Genomic DNA, 14673 nt, shown 5'->3' on the forward strand with positions numbered 1-14673 from the left:
TTCGGCATTGCGCAGTCACAACCCTGATGCTCGCGCTTTCGCCTGCGGTATTCGCCCAGAGCAACGAAGAGCTGGCCAAGAAACTCTCCAATCCCGTGGCGGCGATGATCAGTGTGCCGCTGCAGTACAACTACGACCAGAAGATCGGCTCCGCTCGCGATGGCGAGAAATCCACGCTGAATATCCAGCCCGTCGCACCTTTCACGCTCGATGCGGACTGGGTGCTCATCTCCCGCACCATCCTGCCCGTGATCAGCCAGAAGGAGATCTCGCCGGGCTCGGGTACGCAGACCGGCATCGGCGATATCACGCAGAGCTTCTTCTTCTCACCCGCCAAGCCCACGGCGAGTGGCTTGATATGGGGCGCGGGGCCGGTGGTGTACGTGCCGAGCGGCAGCGATGACAAGCTGAGTGCGCGCAAGTGGGGGCTCGGGCCGACCCTCGTGTTGCTCAAGCAGGACGGGCCGTGGACCTATGGCGCACTTGCGAACCACATCTGGTCCGTCGCAGGCGATGACCAGCGCTCCAGCCTGAGCAGCACCTTCCTGCAGCCCTTTCTGGCCTACACGACGAAAGATGCGTGGACGCTCGCGCTGAATACCGAGTCGACGTATGACTGGAAAGGGAAGGAGTGGGGCGTGCCGCTCAACCTGACACTGGCGAAGCTCACCAAGCTCGGTGACCTGCCGGTGAGCTTCACCGGCGGCGTGCGTTACTGGGCCGACAGCCCCGACAGCGGAGCGCACGGCTGGGGTCTGCGATTCGTGGTGACCTTTCTCTTCCCGAAGTGAGGCACCGCACCGCGCTGCCTGAGCAGTCAGGATGGCTTGGTCGATTACGAAATGGGTGAAGGACATCTGTGATGTCCCTGGCGGTAAATCAGTCTTGTTGTCAGGAGGATGCAATGCGTAGCTCGAGTCTCTGGACTTCCATTGGTAGAACCTGCCGTTGGTCAGGCCTCGGTGTGTTGGCCACGTCATTTTCTTTGTGCTCAATCGCTGCAGACTGGCCGGATGCGCTGGTGAGCACGCCGGGCACGCCGGAGAACATCGCCAAGGGGCAGGAGACCGACGCCTACACCCTCGGCGTGTCGGCCTACGTCTGGGGCTATCCGCTCGTGCGGATGGAGCGCGTGGCGCGTGAGTACACCGACGTGCCCAATCCGAAGCCAGCGACCAGTTACCGAGCACCGCTGAACCAGATCGGCTGGGCGCGCGAGCTGGCAACGCCTGCTGCGCTGGATATGCCAACGGCAAACAACGACACGGCCTACCTGAGCGCAGTCGTCGACCTGTCGAAAGAGCCCTATGTGCTGACGGTGCCCGACACGAACGACCGCTACTACGTGGTGGACTTGTTCAACATGTGGCAGGAGCTCGAGCAGTACATCGGCCGACGCGTGACGGGCACCAAGGCCGGCAAATTCGCAATCGTGCCGCCGGGCTGGAACGGCAAGTTGCCGGCCGATGTGAAACGTCTGGACGTGACGACCAGCAAGGTCTGGTTGTGGGGCCGTATCCGCGTATCGGCCGACGAAGATATCGCCAAGGTCCACGCCCTGCAGGACGGCTTCGATCTGCGACCCTTGTCCGCCCTGGGCAACGCGAACTGGAAGACGCCCGCCGCGACGCTGCCCGCCTTGCCTGACATCGGCAAGGATCCTCTCGGTTTCTATACGCACCTCGGTGCCGCGTTGAAGGCCAACACCATCAAGCCTGCAGACAAGGCGCTGGCGGCGCAGTTCGAGCGCATCGGACTCACGGCACAGGGCTTCGATCCCTCGAAGCTCAACGACGCGCAGCGCAAAGGCTTGAAGCGCGCCATCCAGGACGGGCCGCTGGTGGCTGTCTCCGGCATCGTGACGTCTTCCGTCAGGCGCGAGGGTTGGGACTACGTGCGTGGCCTGGATGACTTCGGTTTCAACTATCCCCTGCGTGCGCTGGTCGCAGGTCCTTATCTCGGCGGGCAGGGCGAGAAAGAGGCGGTCTATCCGATCCGCTACACGGATAGCGCCGGCAAGCCGCTGACAGGCGCCGGCACCTATACCGTCAAGTTTTCTCCTGAGCCGCCCAACGATGCCTTCTGGTCACTGACGATGTATGACGCCAAGACCAAGATGCTGGTGAGCAATCCGATCAAGCGCTACAAGATCGGCAATGACACTCCCGGCCTCGTGCGCGGCGCCGACGGCAGCGTCGCCATCAGCATCTCGGCCAAGCAGCCGGCGTCAGGCGACAAGACGAACTGGCTGCCTGCGCCCAAGGGGGCCTTTTATCTCCTGATGCGGATCTACCAGCCCAAGCCTGCAGTATTCGATGGCAGCTACAAGTTTCCGCAAGTCGAGGCTGTGAAGTAGACAAGTCATTGCCCCGATACTTTGAATGACGGGCGGGTAGTCCGCGCGCGAGGAGATCTTCATGAAGATTGCTGCATTGCTAGTGGGTTCGTTTCTGGTGGGTATTTCGCCTGCACATGCGCAGACAGGGAGTGCCGGGACGGTGCCCGTCACCGTGGACAATTTCGTGCGCGCAGAGAGCGATCTGTACTTCGCCAATCTCATCAAGGAGAGCGGTGGCCCCGGGAAATTCACCCATCGCCGCGAGCCTGCGAGTATCGACAAGCAGACGATCATCCGCCTGAACCGTGACACGCTCTACTCGTCAGCAATCTTCGATCTGGATGCGGGGCCCGTGACGGTCACCATGCCCGACCCGGGCAAACGCTTCATGTCCCTGATGATCGTGAATGAAGACCACTATGTTCCCCTTGTGGCGTATGGCAAGGGAAATCACACGCTGACGCGCGACAAGATCGGCACGCGCTATGTGCTCGTTGGCGTGCGCACGCTGGTGAACCCGGCTGATCCGAAAGACGTCGAGCAGGTCCATGCGCTGCAGGACGGCATCAAGGCCAGTCAGAAGGGCGCAGGCAAGTTCGAGATTCCGAATTGGGACCAGGCCAGCCAGAAGAAAGTGCGTGATGCGTTGCTGGTGCTCGGTTCGACGCTTCCCGGTTTCCAGAAAGCCTTCGGCACGAAACAGGACGTCGATCCAGTACGTCACCTGATCGGCTCGGCCGCTGCCTGGGGCGGCAATCCGGACAAGGACGCAACCTACCTGAATGTCACGCCCGCAAAGAACGATGGCGCGACGGTGCACAAGGTAAGCGTGAAGGACGTACCCGTCGATGCCTTCTGGTCCATCAGCGTCTACAACGCCGACGGCTACTACCAGAAGAACGACTTCAACGCCTACTCGCTCAACAACCTCACCGCGAAGCGCGATGCGGATGGTGCCGTGACGATCCAGTTTGGCGGTTGCGACGGCAAGATCCCGAACTGCATCCCCATCGTGAAGGGCTGGAACTACACGGTACGCCTGTATCGCCCGCGCGCCGAAATTCTCAACGGCAAGTGGAAATTCCCCGAGGCGCAGCCAGCGAGCTGAACTTGCCATGCTGGCGGCAATCCCTTGTCAGAGACGCAGATAGCGGACGGGTAGAAGGAACTGAGTATGCGAAATGTATTGATCGGTATCGCGATCATGTTGCTGGGCGTGAGCGTGTTCCCGGCCGCTCAGGCTGCCGATGCAGCTACGGCTGCCCTCACGCCCGCCGAGGCACGGAGCATCGCGAAGGACGCCTACATCTACGGCTTCCCGCTCGTGGATAGCTATCGCATCCAGTACTCGTATTTCGTCGAGCGGGGAGGAAAGGAGTTCAAGGCCGACTGGAATACGCTGGTCAACAATGCCCGCGTCTACACGCCGGAAGACAAATCCATCCAGACGCCCAATTCGGATACACCTTACTCCTACGTCGGCGCTGACTTGCGGGCCGAGCCGCTTGTCATCACCGTACCGGCAGTGGACAAGAAGCGCTATTACTCGCTGCAGTTCATCGATGCCTACACCTTCAACTTCGCCTACGTCGGCAGTCGTGCAACCGGCAACGATGCTGGCAATTACCTGCTGGCGGGACCGGACTGGAAGGGCAAGACGCCGCCCGGTATCAAGAAGGTGATCCGCTCCGAGACCTCGTTCGCCTTCGTGCTCTATCGCACCCAGCTCTTCGGGCCGGACGACATCGAGAACGTGAAGAAGGTGCAGGCCGGCTACAAGGTACAGACACTGTCGTCTTTCACCGGACAGCCGGCCCACGCAGCGGCACCCGCGATCGATTTCATCAAGCCGCTGACAGTAGAGCAGGAGCGCAGCTCACTCGACTTCTTCAAGGTGCTCAACTTCGTCCTCACGCAAAGCCCGACGCATCCTTCCGAGAGAGCCATGATGGCGCGCTTCGCGAAGATTGGCGTCGGCCCTGGCCAGAGTTTCAATCCCGACGTTCTTTCGCCGGAGATACGCAAGGCTGTGAGCGATGGCATTGCCGATGCCTGGTCCGCGTTCAAGCTGCACAAGGAAGAAATCGACGCAGGCAAATCCAGTAGTGCCGATGCCTTCGGCACACGTGCTTACCTGAATGGCCGCTACATGGATCGCATGAGTGCCGCGGTACTGGGCATCTACGGCAATTCAAAGGCGGAAGCGATCTATCCGGCCTACTTCGTCGACGCGAAGAAGCAGCCGCTTAAAGGCAGCAATCGCTACACCCTGCGCTTTGCTCCCGGCCAACTGCCGCCGGCGAATGCCTTCTGGTCGCTCACGATGTATGAGCTGCCGGCCAGCCTGCTGCATGCTAATGCGCTCAATCGCTATCTCATCAATTCCGCGATGCTGCCTTCGCTGAAGAAGGATGCCGATGGCGGCATCACGCTCTATGTGCAGGCCGAGTCGCCCGGTGCTGACAAGGAGAGCAACTGGTTGCCCGCGCCGAAGGAGGCATTTTTCATGGCAATGCGCCTGTACTGGCCAAAGCCGGACGCGTTGAGTGGAAAGTGGAAAGCTCCCCCGCTGCAGCCTGCAAGCTGACGCACATGACATATTCGAGATGGAGGTTGCAATGAATCCTCGTGAGGCCATACAAGCCTTGGCGCGCCAGATGGAGTCTTCCATCAAGGGGCAGGGCGAGTTGATCCAGCAGGTGGTGATCGGCCTGCTCGCGAACGGCCACCTGTTGCTGGAGAGCCTGCCGGGCCTCGCCAAGACGCGCACCGTGCGCGCGCTGGCGGCGAGTCTCGATGCCGACATGCGGCGCATCCAGTTCACGCCGGACTTGCTGCCCGCCGACGTGACCGGCACGGACATGCTCTACCAGGAGGGCGGCAAGAACAGCTTCCGCTTCCAGGCGGGGCCGCTGTTCGGCAACCTGATCCTCGCGGATGAAATCAACCGCGCACCGGCCAAGGTGCAATCGGCCTTGCTGGAAGCGATGGAAGAGCGGCAGGTTTCGGTCGGTGGTGTTACGCATGCGCTGCCCGATCTCTTCATGGTGCTGGCGACGCAGAACCCGATCGAGCAGGAAGGTACTTATCCCTTGCCCGAAGCGCAGATGGATCGCTTTGTCATGAAGGTGGTGCTCGACTATCCGGCGCCGGACGATGAGCGCGCCGTGCTGCAACTCGTGCGTGGCGAGGAACAGGCGAAGCGGGGCGCTGCAAACGCGGCGGACGAACGCATTCCGCAGGAGGCCGTGTTCTCTGCGCGTGAAGAGGTGCATGCGGTGTATGTGTCGGAAGCCATCGAGCGCTACATCGTCGACCTGCTCGGCGCGACGCGCTTCCCGAAGAAATACGACGACACGCTGGCGAAGTGGATTTCAGTTGGCGCAAGCCCGCGCGGCGGCATCGCGCTGGATCGCACTGCGCGGGCGCATGCCTGGCTCGCCGGCCGCGATCATGTCACGCCCGACGATGTGCGCGCGATGTTGTTGCCCGTGTTGCGACATCGCATCGCGCTCTCGTACGACGCACATGCGGATGGCATCGATGCGGATGAGGTTCTGAAGAAGCTCGTTGCAGTGGTGGCTGTGCCTGCCTGAGCCAGGCGCGAGCTGACACAACCCGGAAGACATCGCATCGGCCACGACGCAAACCAGATGAAAGATACCCTCCCATGAAAACCAGACTCATCCTCAGCTTGGTCGCCACCCTCGCGATTGCAGCTATTGCTCCCTCGATTCACGCAAAGGACTACTCGGCGCAGGAGCTGCAGGAGCGTGCCATTCATCGGCGTGCCGTCGAAGCAGCCATCTGGGGCATGCCAGCGGTCAACTACGAACGGATGCTGCAGGCAGCGATCGACAATGGCGCGAAGCTGAACCAGGTCGTCTATTGGTCGCGCCCGGTCAATTCAAGGAACCAGACCCTCACGCCGAACCCCGACACGATCTACCTGAATCCGTTCTACGACACGTCGAAGGGACCCGTCGTGGTGGAGATACCTCCTGCTGATGCAGATCATGTCATCGTCGGCAGCTTCGACGTCGCATGGCAGAACGCGCTCGCGGATGTCGGGCCTGCTGGCGAGGACAAGGGCAAGGGTGCGAAGTACCTGATCCTCCCGCCGGGCTATCAGCAGAAAGCACCGGACAGCTACATCGTGCTGCAATCGGAGACCTATCGTGGCTTCGTGATCTTGCGTTCGAACTTCAAGAGTCGCAGCGATGCAGACATCCAGTCCGCCGTCGCACATGGCAAGCGCGTGAAGGTCTATCCGCTCGGTGGCAATCCCGACTCGACAGTGTTCGTGGATGCCTATGACAAAGCCTTCAACGCCACGATTCCCTACGACGCGACGTTCTTCGAACTGCTCGACCGCTTCGTGCAGGCCGAGCCTTGGCTCACGCGCGACAAGGTGATGATCGACGCGCTGAAGACGATCGGCATCGAGAAGGGCAAACCGTTCAAACCGGATGTGAAGACGAAGACCATCCTCGCCGATGCGGTACGGGAGGCACATGCAGTGGTCGCGCTCAAGTACGAAAAGGGTTTTGTCCCTGCGTTCTTCGAGGGAACGCGTTGGTCGGTGCCGATTCCCCCGGAAACGAGAGACGGCCTGGGCAATGCCTTTGCCGATCCGAACCAGTACGGCCTCGACGGGCGGGCGGTGATGTATCACATGGCCTATTTCAGCCCGAAGGTCTTTGGCGGCGGGCAGTTCTACATCCTGAACATCAGCGACCAGTCCGGTCATGCGCTGGAAGGCAGCAAGACATATCGCCTCACGGTTCCGCCGAATGCACCGATCGAACAGTACTGGTCGGCAACCGCCTATGACCGCGAGACGCACGCGCTGATTGTCGGGATGTCCCGCCCGAGCCTCGCGTCGAATGATTCGAAAGTGCAAAAAAACGCTGACGGATCGACAGATATCTATTTCGGGCCGAAGGCGCCTGCCGGCAAGGAGTCCAACTGGGTGCCGACCGATCCGAAGCGGCAGTTCGAACTGATCTTCCGCCTCTATGGCCCGAAGAAGGAGTTCTTCGACAAGAAGTGGAAATTGCCGGACATCGAGGCCGTCAGGTAAGCGGCAGTCAGGAGGCAGACCATCGTGGCGAGCGAAAGCCGTACTGCTCCTGCTATCCAGCCCACCGACCTCGGTACGGTGTGGGTCGATGCGGCCTGGCTGGCACGCCTCGAATACAGCGTGAGCGATCTCGACATGCTGCCGCGCCAGCCGCGGGCCAGCGTGCTCGCCGGGCGCCATGCCTCGCGCATGCGCGGGCGCGGCCTCGACTTCGAAGAGTTGCGCGGCTACCTGCCGGGTGACGATGTGCACCACATCGACTGGCGTGCCAGTCAGCGCGTCGGCAAACCACTGGTGCGCGTTTACACGGAAGAGCGCGACCGGCCTGCGTTGTTCGTGGTCGACCAGCGCATGACGATGTTCTTCGGATCGCGGCGCGCGATGAAGTCGGTGATTGCCGCCGAGGTGGCGGCGCTGGGCATGTGGATGGCACTGCGCGCTGGCGATCGTGTGGGCGCCGTACTGTTCGATGACAAGGGCGTGGAGATGGTGCGGCCGCTGCGCAGTCGTGCGCGCGCACATGCCACGCTGGCCAGCGTGGCGCGCATGAACCAGAGCCTGCACGCTACATCCGATGTACGCCCTGACCACACGCAACTGGATCGCGCGCTGGAGGCAGCGCTGCGCATCGCCAAGCACGATTACCTCGTGTGCGTGATCAGCGATTTCGCCGGTGCGTCGGAGCGCACGCAACAACTGCTGCGCGCGCTCTCTGCGCACAACGACGTGCTGGCCGCGCTGGTGTTCGACCCGCTTGCCAAGGTGGAAGGTTGGTCCAGCCAGAAGTTGGTAGTTACCGAGGGAGACTTGCAGGCCGAGCTGAACTTCGGTGCGCAGACGGTGCGCGAGCCCGTCGAGAAATTCTTCTCCGGTCGTCTTGCGAACGTGGCCGAGCTCTTGCGGCGAAGTGGCGTGCCGCTGATGGCCTTCGACACGGAGGGCTCGAGCATCGAGCAGTTGCGGCATTTCCTCGGCCATCTGCCGGGCGCGGGAGCGCGGCATGGCTGATCTCGTCAGAACGACTGCCGACGGTGTTTCAGCCCCCCTGGCTGAAAGCTCGGCGCCGCTCGCCGGGCTCAAGGAAATTCCCTTGCCGCTGCCACCTGCGTGGACACCCCAGACCTGGGGCTGGCTGGTCGTAGCCGCCTTGCTGCTGCTTGCCATCGCGTGGCTTGGCTGGTGGCTGTACCGACGTCATGTTGCCAATCGCTATCGTGCGGAAGCGCTGGGCGAACTCGCACGTCTCGAGCAGGTGCTGAACGGGCCGGCGACAGCGGAGTCTGCGGCAGCGCGCGGGCGCGCACTCGGTGCGCTGCCGGCGCTGGTCAAGCGCGTCGTGCTGGCCTTCGCACCGCGCGAACGTGTCGCCGCGCTGAGCGATGCCGAGTGGCTGGCCTTCCTCGACCGCACGACTTCCGGCCAGCCTTTCACGCAGGGCGCCGGCAAGCTGCTGCCGTCCTTGGCCTACGATCCGCGGCCACCTTCAGCGACTGACCTGCAGGCGCTGATCGCGCTCCTGCGTAACTGGATTGCACGCCACCATGCTGCAGTTTGATGCGCTGTGGGCGCTGATCCTCCTGCCGCTTCCCTTGCTCGCCTGGTGGCTGCTGCCGCCGTACCGCGAGCGTACCCAGGCCCTGCGTCTGCCCTTCTTCGAGGAAGCCGCCGAGGCGGCTGGCGCAGAGCCGCGGCCGGGTGCTGTCGTGATGGCCAGTCACTGGGTACAGAAACTGCTCGCGCCGGTGTGCTGGTTGCTGATCGTGGCGGCCGCGGCACGCCCCGTGTGGGTCGATCCGCCGATCGAACGCGTCGAGCCCGCGCGCGACCTGATGTTGGCCATCGATCTCTCGCAGTCGATGGAGGCGACGGACTTCACCAACGCCAAAGGCCAGCGCGTCGACCGGCTGACGGCGGTGAAGGAGGTCGTGCATGAGTTCATCGAGCGTCGCAAGACAGACCGCATCGGCCTCGTCGTGTTCGGCGCGAGTGCCTTTCCGCAGGCACCGTTGACGCTCGATCACGAAAGCGTGGAGCTGCTGCTCGACGAATTGCGTATCGGCATGGCCGGGCCGCAGACCGCCATCGGTGATGCTATTGGCGTAGCGGCGCGCATGGTCGAGAACTCGAAGGCGCAGGAGAAGGTGCTGATCCTGCTCACCGATGGCAACGACACGGCCAGCCGTGTGCCACCGGAGCGCGCGGCGGAAGCGGCCAAGGTGCGCGGACTGATCATCCACACCATCGGTATCGGCAACCCGAACGCGACGGGCGAGGACAAGGTCGACCTCGGCGCGCTGCAGAAGCTGTCGACGGCTACGGGCGGGCGCTCTTTCCGTGGCGAGAATCGCGCCGGGCTGGAGGAAATCTACGCCACGCTGGACCGCATTACGCCCGAGAAAGCCAAGCGCGAAGTGCATCGGCCCAAGCGCGAGCTGTTCCACGTCCCGCTCGGCGCAGTAGGCTCCTTGCTGGTCGCCTATCACCTGCTGGCGGGGCTGCTCGCAGCGATGCGGGCGCTGACACCGGGCGCGCGGCGCGAGCGTGCCGAAGAGAAGGCTGGTGCGCGCGGCGCAAGGGTGGAGGCCTAGACATGGATCCTGTTGGCACCCTGAGCATCGACATCACCGCCTTCCACTTCCTGCGCCCGCTCTGGCTGCTGCTGATTCCGGGCGGGTTGCTCATCGTGCTGCTGTGGCGCATCGCTTCCGACCAGCGCCGCCGCTGGCGCGATCTCGTGGCGCCGCATCTGCTCAACCGGCTGATGGTGTCGGACACATCTGGCTGGCGCATTCGTCCCACCTATCTGCTGGCAGCCTCCCTGTGCATCATCGGCCTCGCCGCGGCCGGCCCGACCTGGGAGCAGGTGCCGCCGCCCTTCAGCGACGACAAGGCGCCGCTGGTGGTGGCGCTCGACCTGTCGCGCAGCATGGACGCAACCGACATCGCGCCGACGCGCCTCGAGCGCAGCAAGCACAAGATCCGCGATCTCATGAAGCTGCGCGCCGGCTCGCGCACCGGGCTTGTCGTCTATGCCGGCAGCGCTCACATGGTGCTGCCACCGGCCGAAGACCCGGCGCTGATGGAGATCTATCTCGAAGCCTTGTCGACGTACCTCATGCCCACCGCGGGCAAGAACGCGCTCGCCGCGCTGAACGAGGCCGAGCATCTGCTGAGCAAGGAGAACGTGCCCGGCACCATCGTCTTCATGACAGACGGGTTCGACGTCGGACAGATCGGTGACTTCGACAAGCATAACGACACGAGCAAAAACCAGGTGCTGGTGCTGGCCGTGGGCACGGAGGCGGGCGGCCCGGTGCGCACACCCGATGGCCGCGTGGCGCTCGATGCCAGCGGCCGACCCGTGCAGGGGCGTTTCGATGCAGCTGCGCTCAAACGCCTCGCTAGCGAGGCCGACGTGCCACTGGCGAGCATCACGCTCGATGACAAGGATGTCGAATGGGTACAGCGCCGTGCACTGAATCACATGGAAGACGTGCAGGCGAAGAACGCCGAGGTGCGCTGGCGCGAGTTCGGCTACTACCTGTGCTTCCCCATCGCGTTGCTTGCAGCGCTGTGGTTCCGCCGTGGCTGGGTCGTGCGCTGGGCGGCGGGCGTGTTGCTCGCCGTGACGATCGCTTTGCCGCAGCAGAGTGAAGCGGCGGATACGGCCAGGGACGCTGCAGCGGCCGGCGCCCTGCAGGCGGGCAAGGTCGTCAGCGAGAAAATCGGCGCGGAGAAGCAGGCCGTCGCGAAGCTGGCGAGCGGTGAGTTCTCGGCCGCGAAGCAGTGGCTGGTCGACGCCTTCCTCACGCCCGACCAGCAGGGCCGCTGGCACTTCGAGCATGGCAATTACAAGGCCGCCGCCGCGCACTTCCGTGACCCGATGTGGCAGGGGCAGGCGTACTACCGCGCGGGTGACTACGCGGCGGCGCTGACCGCCTTCGCGCGCCTCGACACGCCCGATGCCTTCTTCATGATGGGTAACTGCTATGCGCAGCTGAAGGACTACCCGCATGCCATCGGTGCCTATGACAATGCACTGCAGGCACGAAAGGTATTTCCGGAAGCCACGGCCAACCGCGAACTGGTCACCTCGCTGATCCCGAAAAAGAAGAAGGACGACGAGGGTGATGAGGAAGGCCCCAACCTGAAACCCGACGATATCAAGTTCGACGACAAGGGCGACAAGGGCAAACAGGGCAAGCAGATCGTCGCCATGCAGAAGCAGAACGCCGAGCTGTGGATGCGCAACCTCAAGGTGTCGCCGGTGGATTTCCTGCGGCAGAAGTTCCAGGTCGAGGCGGCGCGTGCGCGCAAGCCGGAAGGGGGCGCGCGATGAGGTCGCTTCCGTGGCGCTTCGGAAGACGCTGGATTCCCGCGTTCGCGGGAATGACGAGCATTGCGAGTGAATGCGAGCCTCAAACGCGTAACGAGAGGTGGAAGTTTCGCGGGAATCCAGCGGCGTTCGCCACGCCACCCGCAAATCAACGCCACTGGGTTCCCGCTTTCGCGGGAACGACGGCGCGGGGTGGGCTGGAGAGGATGCTCGCGGTGCTTGGCGCGCGGGCTCGACGGGTTTGCGGGATTGCGCACATGCCCGAGGGCGAAAATGACGCAGCAGTTCGTAGGGTGGGTTCGGAGCGCAGCGACAACCCACCATCGCCACCGACCGCGGTGGCGTGCTGCGCGAACCCACCCTACGCCCTGTGGCGTGCGTTCCTCCTGTTCGTGACGCTCCTGCTGTGCGCGCCAGCCGCACACGCCGGCGCCACGATACGCGCGCACCTGTCGCCCACTGGCGAAGTGGCGCCCGGCACGCCGGTGAAGCTCGTCGTCGACGTGCTTACCGATGAGTTCTTCACCGGCGCGCCGGTTTTCCCGGGGTTGGCGGTGCCGGGGGCGATCGTGGCGCCCGTCAGCGATGACAGTTCTCACCTCAACGAGACCATCAACGGCAAGCCGTGGTTCGGCATCTCGCGCAGCTATCTCATCACGCCGCAGACCGGTGGCGAGCTCGCCATCCCTGCGCTGGAGATCACGGCGAAGGTGGGGGCGGGCGCTGCTGCGGTGAAGCTGCGCACCGCGCCGCTGACCCTGCACGTGAAAGTGGTGCAGCGTCCGGCCGGTGCCGAGAATGCCGTCGGCACGACGCAGCTCACGCTCAAGCAGTCGCTGGATCGCAAGCTCGACGGGCTCAAGCAGGGAGATTCCTTCACGCGGCGTATCGAGATCGATGTAGATGGCGTGCAGGCCATGCTGCTGCCGGCGCCGGACTTCCCGCCCGTGAAAGGGCTGGCGATCTACCCGGTCGCGCCCGTCGTCGAAGACATCAAGGGCGAGCGCGGTGTGTTCATCGGCGGCAGGCGCGTCGATGCCATCACCTACGTGGCGCAGCAGCCGGGCGACTACAGCTTGCCGGCGTTCAGCATGCAGTGGTGGGACACGCGCGCCAACCAGTTGCGGACCGCGCAAGTACCCGCATTGCATTTCAGCGTGGCAGCAAACCCCGGTTATAAACCTGCCTTCGACATCGCCGCGGAGCAATCGCAGCCGAAGGCCGCGCGGCATGTGCGCATCAACCTGCGTCGTGTGCTGGAGGTCGGCGCGCTTGTGGTCGTCGCGGGTTTTCTTGCCTGGTGGCTGCTCCCCCCCTTGCTGCGTGCATCGAAGAGCCTGCAGGGCAGGCTGGCGCAACGTCGCGCACAGCGTGCGCAATCCGAGCAGGCGTATTTCGACAAGCTGCAACATGCGGACAGCACCCAGCGCGTCAGCGCTTTCTACCAATGGCTGGATCGCCTGCCGGGCGAACGCAAGCCGGCCTCACTGGAAGAGGTCGTGCAGCGTGCTGGCGACGTGCAGCTGGGCGGGCAAGCTCGTGACTGGTTGGCAGGGTATTACGGAAAATCGCACGACCGGTCTGCAGACGGGAAGGGCGCGGCACGACCAGTGCCTGCTTGGGCAAGTGCCTTGCGCAAGACCGCGAGCGCCGGACGCCGTCGCAACAAGGCGAGCCTCGCACCGCTGAACCCGTGAGAGGGTACCGGGTAACTACTTGCCGAACAGCTTGCCTACCGCATCGCCGATCTGGCTGCCGAGGTCGGTACTCGAGGATGAGCCGCCTTCGCCTTTGTCACCACTGCCCAGGCCAACGAGCTGGATGAGGGCCTTGCCGGCCTGCGCGTAGATCGCGTCGTTGAGCGAGAAGCGCGAGTCGTCGAGATTGCCTTGCAGCGTGAAGTCCAGCGAGACGGGGCGGCGCGTGTCGGCATCGAGGCCGCGTGAGCGCGCGAGCAGGGCGGCGGCTTCGCGCGTCAGGCCCACTACGCCGCCGATTTCGAGCTGCGAGAGTTGCATGTGCCCGGGGGCGCTGAGGCGGCGTTTGTCGACCTTGCTGTGCAGGTCCAGCGCCAGCGTGCCGGCCTTCACGTCGCCATAAGGCTTGCGGAACAGGTAGGGCTCGACGAGCTTGACCGGCGTGTTGGCCAGCTTGAGCGTGAGGTCCGAATCCAGCGTGCTGGCGACGAGCCAGCCGTCGAGTGACAGCTTGCCTTGCCCGCCCACGCGCGCCTGCATGTCGAGCTTGCTGCGTGCGTCGAAGGTCGGCAGTACGAGATCAGTGAAGTCCAATGCCAACGCTTCGAGCGGGATGTGATGGGCCTTGCCGCCCAGGGTCACATCGTAGAAATCGACACGGCTGCTGCGCAGCGCGATGTGGCCGATGCGCACCTGCGGCCCGCTGCCTGCAGACGATGCGGAGGCGGAGGCCGATGCCGATGCCGATGCCGATGCCGAATCCGATACGGACGTGCCGCGCTTGCCCGCAGCCTCCTTCGGCTTGTCGAGCAGGGCCGGCACGATCTTCATGCCGGCTCGGCTGCGTAATACGGTGAGCGCCGCATCCTCGATATCGACGCGCGAGACCACGATGCTGCCGCTGAGGAGGCTGCGCAGGTCGGGCGTCACGAACACGCGCGCAGCGCGCAGCTCGTCCTGCGTTGGCCAGCCGGGCTGGCTGGCGCGAATGCGCAGGCCGTCGATCTCGATGCGCGCTAAGCCGACACGGATCTCGCCGACTTCACCCGTCTGCCCCAATGCGGTAACGATCTGGGTGCGTAACAGATGCAGGGCTGTGTAATAGGCGACGATTGCCAGCAGGGCAAGCAGCGGGATGGCAAGTAACAGGATCAGGCGAAGGCGGCGGCTCATGTGCTCATCATAGATCAGGCGTCCGGCAGGGCGCGGATCAGGGCGC

Annotated in this window: 12 protein-coding genes; 11 read left to right on the top strand and 1 reads right to left on the bottom strand. The window is 63.8% G+C overall.

Annotation, left to right across the window (positions count from 1 at the left end; all coding sequences use genetic code 11):
• The first annotated feature begins 26 nt into the window (after positions 1–26).
• The 11 genes from VVD49_RS08055 to VVD49_RS08105 all read left to right on the top strand — a co-directional run bounded on the left by VVD49_RS08055 (position 27) and on the right by VVD49_RS08105 (position 13454).
• Positions 27–791, top strand: a complete 765-nt coding sequence (locus tag VVD49_RS08055) for a transporter (protein WP_327598620.1) — start codon at positions 27–29, stop codon at positions 789–791.
• A gap of 113 nt (positions 792–904) precedes the next feature.
• Complete coding sequence (locus VVD49_RS08060) at positions 905–2356, top strand: DUF1254 domain-containing protein (RefSeq protein WP_327598621.1); 1452 nt, start codon at positions 905–907, stop codon at positions 2354–2356.
• Positions 2357–2417: 61 nt separating this feature from the next.
• A complete protein-coding gene (locus VVD49_RS08065; protein ID WP_327598622.1) occupies positions 2418–3446 on the top strand; it encodes a DUF1254 domain-containing protein in 1029 nt (342 codons plus the stop codon).
• Between the two features lie 66 nt (positions 3447–3512).
• Entirely contained in the window at positions 3513–4925 is a 1413-nt protein-coding gene (locus VVD49_RS08070; RefSeq protein WP_327598623.1) for a DUF1254 domain-containing protein, read from the top strand.
• Positions 4926–4956: 31 nt separating this feature from the next.
• Complete coding sequence (locus VVD49_RS08075; RefSeq protein ID WP_327598624.1) at positions 4957–5934, top strand: AAA family ATPase; 978 nt, start codon at positions 4957–4959, stop codon at positions 5932–5934.
• A 74-nt stretch (positions 5935–6008) separates the two neighbouring features.
• Positions 6009–7421, top strand: a complete 1413-nt coding sequence (locus tag VVD49_RS08080) for a DUF1254 domain-containing protein (protein WP_327598625.1) — start codon at positions 6009–6011, stop codon at positions 7419–7421.
• A 24-nt stretch (positions 7422–7445) separates the two neighbouring features.
• Positions 7446–8429 (top strand): DUF58 domain-containing protein, encoded by a 984-nt coding sequence (locus VVD49_RS08085; RefSeq protein WP_327598626.1) that lies wholly within the window; start codon positions 7446–7448, stop codon positions 8427–8429.
• Complete coding sequence (locus tag VVD49_RS08090) at positions 8422–8976, top strand: DUF4381 domain-containing protein (protein ID WP_327598627.1); 555 nt, start codon at positions 8422–8424, stop codon at positions 8974–8976. Before VVD49_RS08085 ends, VVD49_RS08090 begins: the two co-directional genes overlap by 8 nt.
• Positions 8963–10009 carry a vWA domain-containing protein gene (locus tag VVD49_RS08095; RefSeq protein ID WP_327598628.1) on the top strand — a complete coding sequence of 349 codons (1047 nt, stop codon included), beginning with the start codon at positions 8963–8965 and terminating at the stop codon, positions 10007–10009. Before VVD49_RS08090 ends, VVD49_RS08095 begins: the two co-directional genes overlap by 14 nt.
• Before the next feature lie 2 nt (positions 10010–10011).
• A complete protein-coding gene (locus VVD49_RS08100; protein WP_327598629.1) occupies positions 10012–11760 on the top strand; it encodes a VWA domain-containing protein in 1749 nt (582 codons plus the stop codon).
• A 254-nt stretch (positions 11761–12014) separates the two neighbouring features.
• Positions 12015–13454: a BatD family protein gene (locus VVD49_RS08105; protein WP_327598630.1), complete on the top strand. Its 1440-nt coding sequence runs from the start codon at positions 12015–12017 to the stop codon at positions 13452–13454.
• Positions 13455–13469: 15 nt separating this feature from the next.
• On the opposite strand, the gene VVD49_RS08110 is transcribed toward VVD49_RS08105, so the two are convergent.
• On the bottom strand, positions 13470–14627 hold the full coding sequence (locus VVD49_RS08110; protein WP_327598631.1) for a DUF748 domain-containing protein: 1158 nt from the start codon (positions 14625–14627) through the stop codon (positions 13470–13472).
• Between the last annotated feature and the right edge of the window lie 46 nt (positions 14628–14673).

Source organism: Uliginosibacterium silvisoli (assembly GCF_036017035.1).
Classification (GTDB): domain Bacteria; phylum Pseudomonadota; class Gammaproteobacteria; order Burkholderiales; family Rhodocyclaceae; genus Viridibacterium; species Viridibacterium silvisoli.

Coding starts and splice junctions, on each gene's coding strand:
- VVD49_RS08060 (WP_327598621.1), top strand. CDS start 905: ATGCGTAGCTCGAGTCTCTGGACTTCCATTGGTAGAACCTGCCGTTGG.
- VVD49_RS08095 (WP_327598628.1), top strand. CDS start 8,963: ATGCTGCAGTTTGATGCGCTGTGGGCGCTGATCCTCCTGCCGCTTCCC.
- VVD49_RS08065 (WP_327598622.1), top strand. CDS start 2,418: ATGAAGATTGCTGCATTGCTAGTGGGTTCGTTTCTGGTGGGTATTTCG.
- VVD49_RS08080 (WP_327598625.1), top strand. CDS start 6,009: ATGAAAACCAGACTCATCCTCAGCTTGGTCGCCACCCTCGCGATTGCA.
- VVD49_RS08100 (WP_327598629.1), top strand. CDS start 10,012: ATGGATCCTGTTGGCACCCTGAGCATCGACATCACCGCCTTCCACTTC.
- VVD49_RS08075 (WP_327598624.1), top strand. CDS start 4,957: ATGAATCCTCGTGAGGCCATACAAGCCTTGGCGCGCCAGATGGAGTCT.
- VVD49_RS08070 (WP_327598623.1), top strand. CDS start 3,513: ATGCGAAATGTATTGATCGGTATCGCGATCATGTTGCTGGGCGTGAGC.
- VVD49_RS08090 (WP_327598627.1), top strand. CDS start 8,422: ATGGCTGATCTCGTCAGAACGACTGCCGACGGTGTTTCAGCCCCCCTG.
- VVD49_RS08055 (WP_327598620.1), top strand. CDS start 27: ATGCTCGCGCTTTCGCCTGCGGTATTCGCCCAGAGCAACGAAGAGCTG.
- VVD49_RS08110 (WP_327598631.1), bottom strand. CDS start 14,627: ATGAGCCGCCGCCTTCGCCTGATCCTGTTACTTGCCATCCCGCTGCTT.
- VVD49_RS08105 (WP_327598630.1), top strand. CDS start 12,015: ATGCCCGAGGGCGAAAATGACGCAGCAGTTCGTAGGGTGGGTTCGGAG.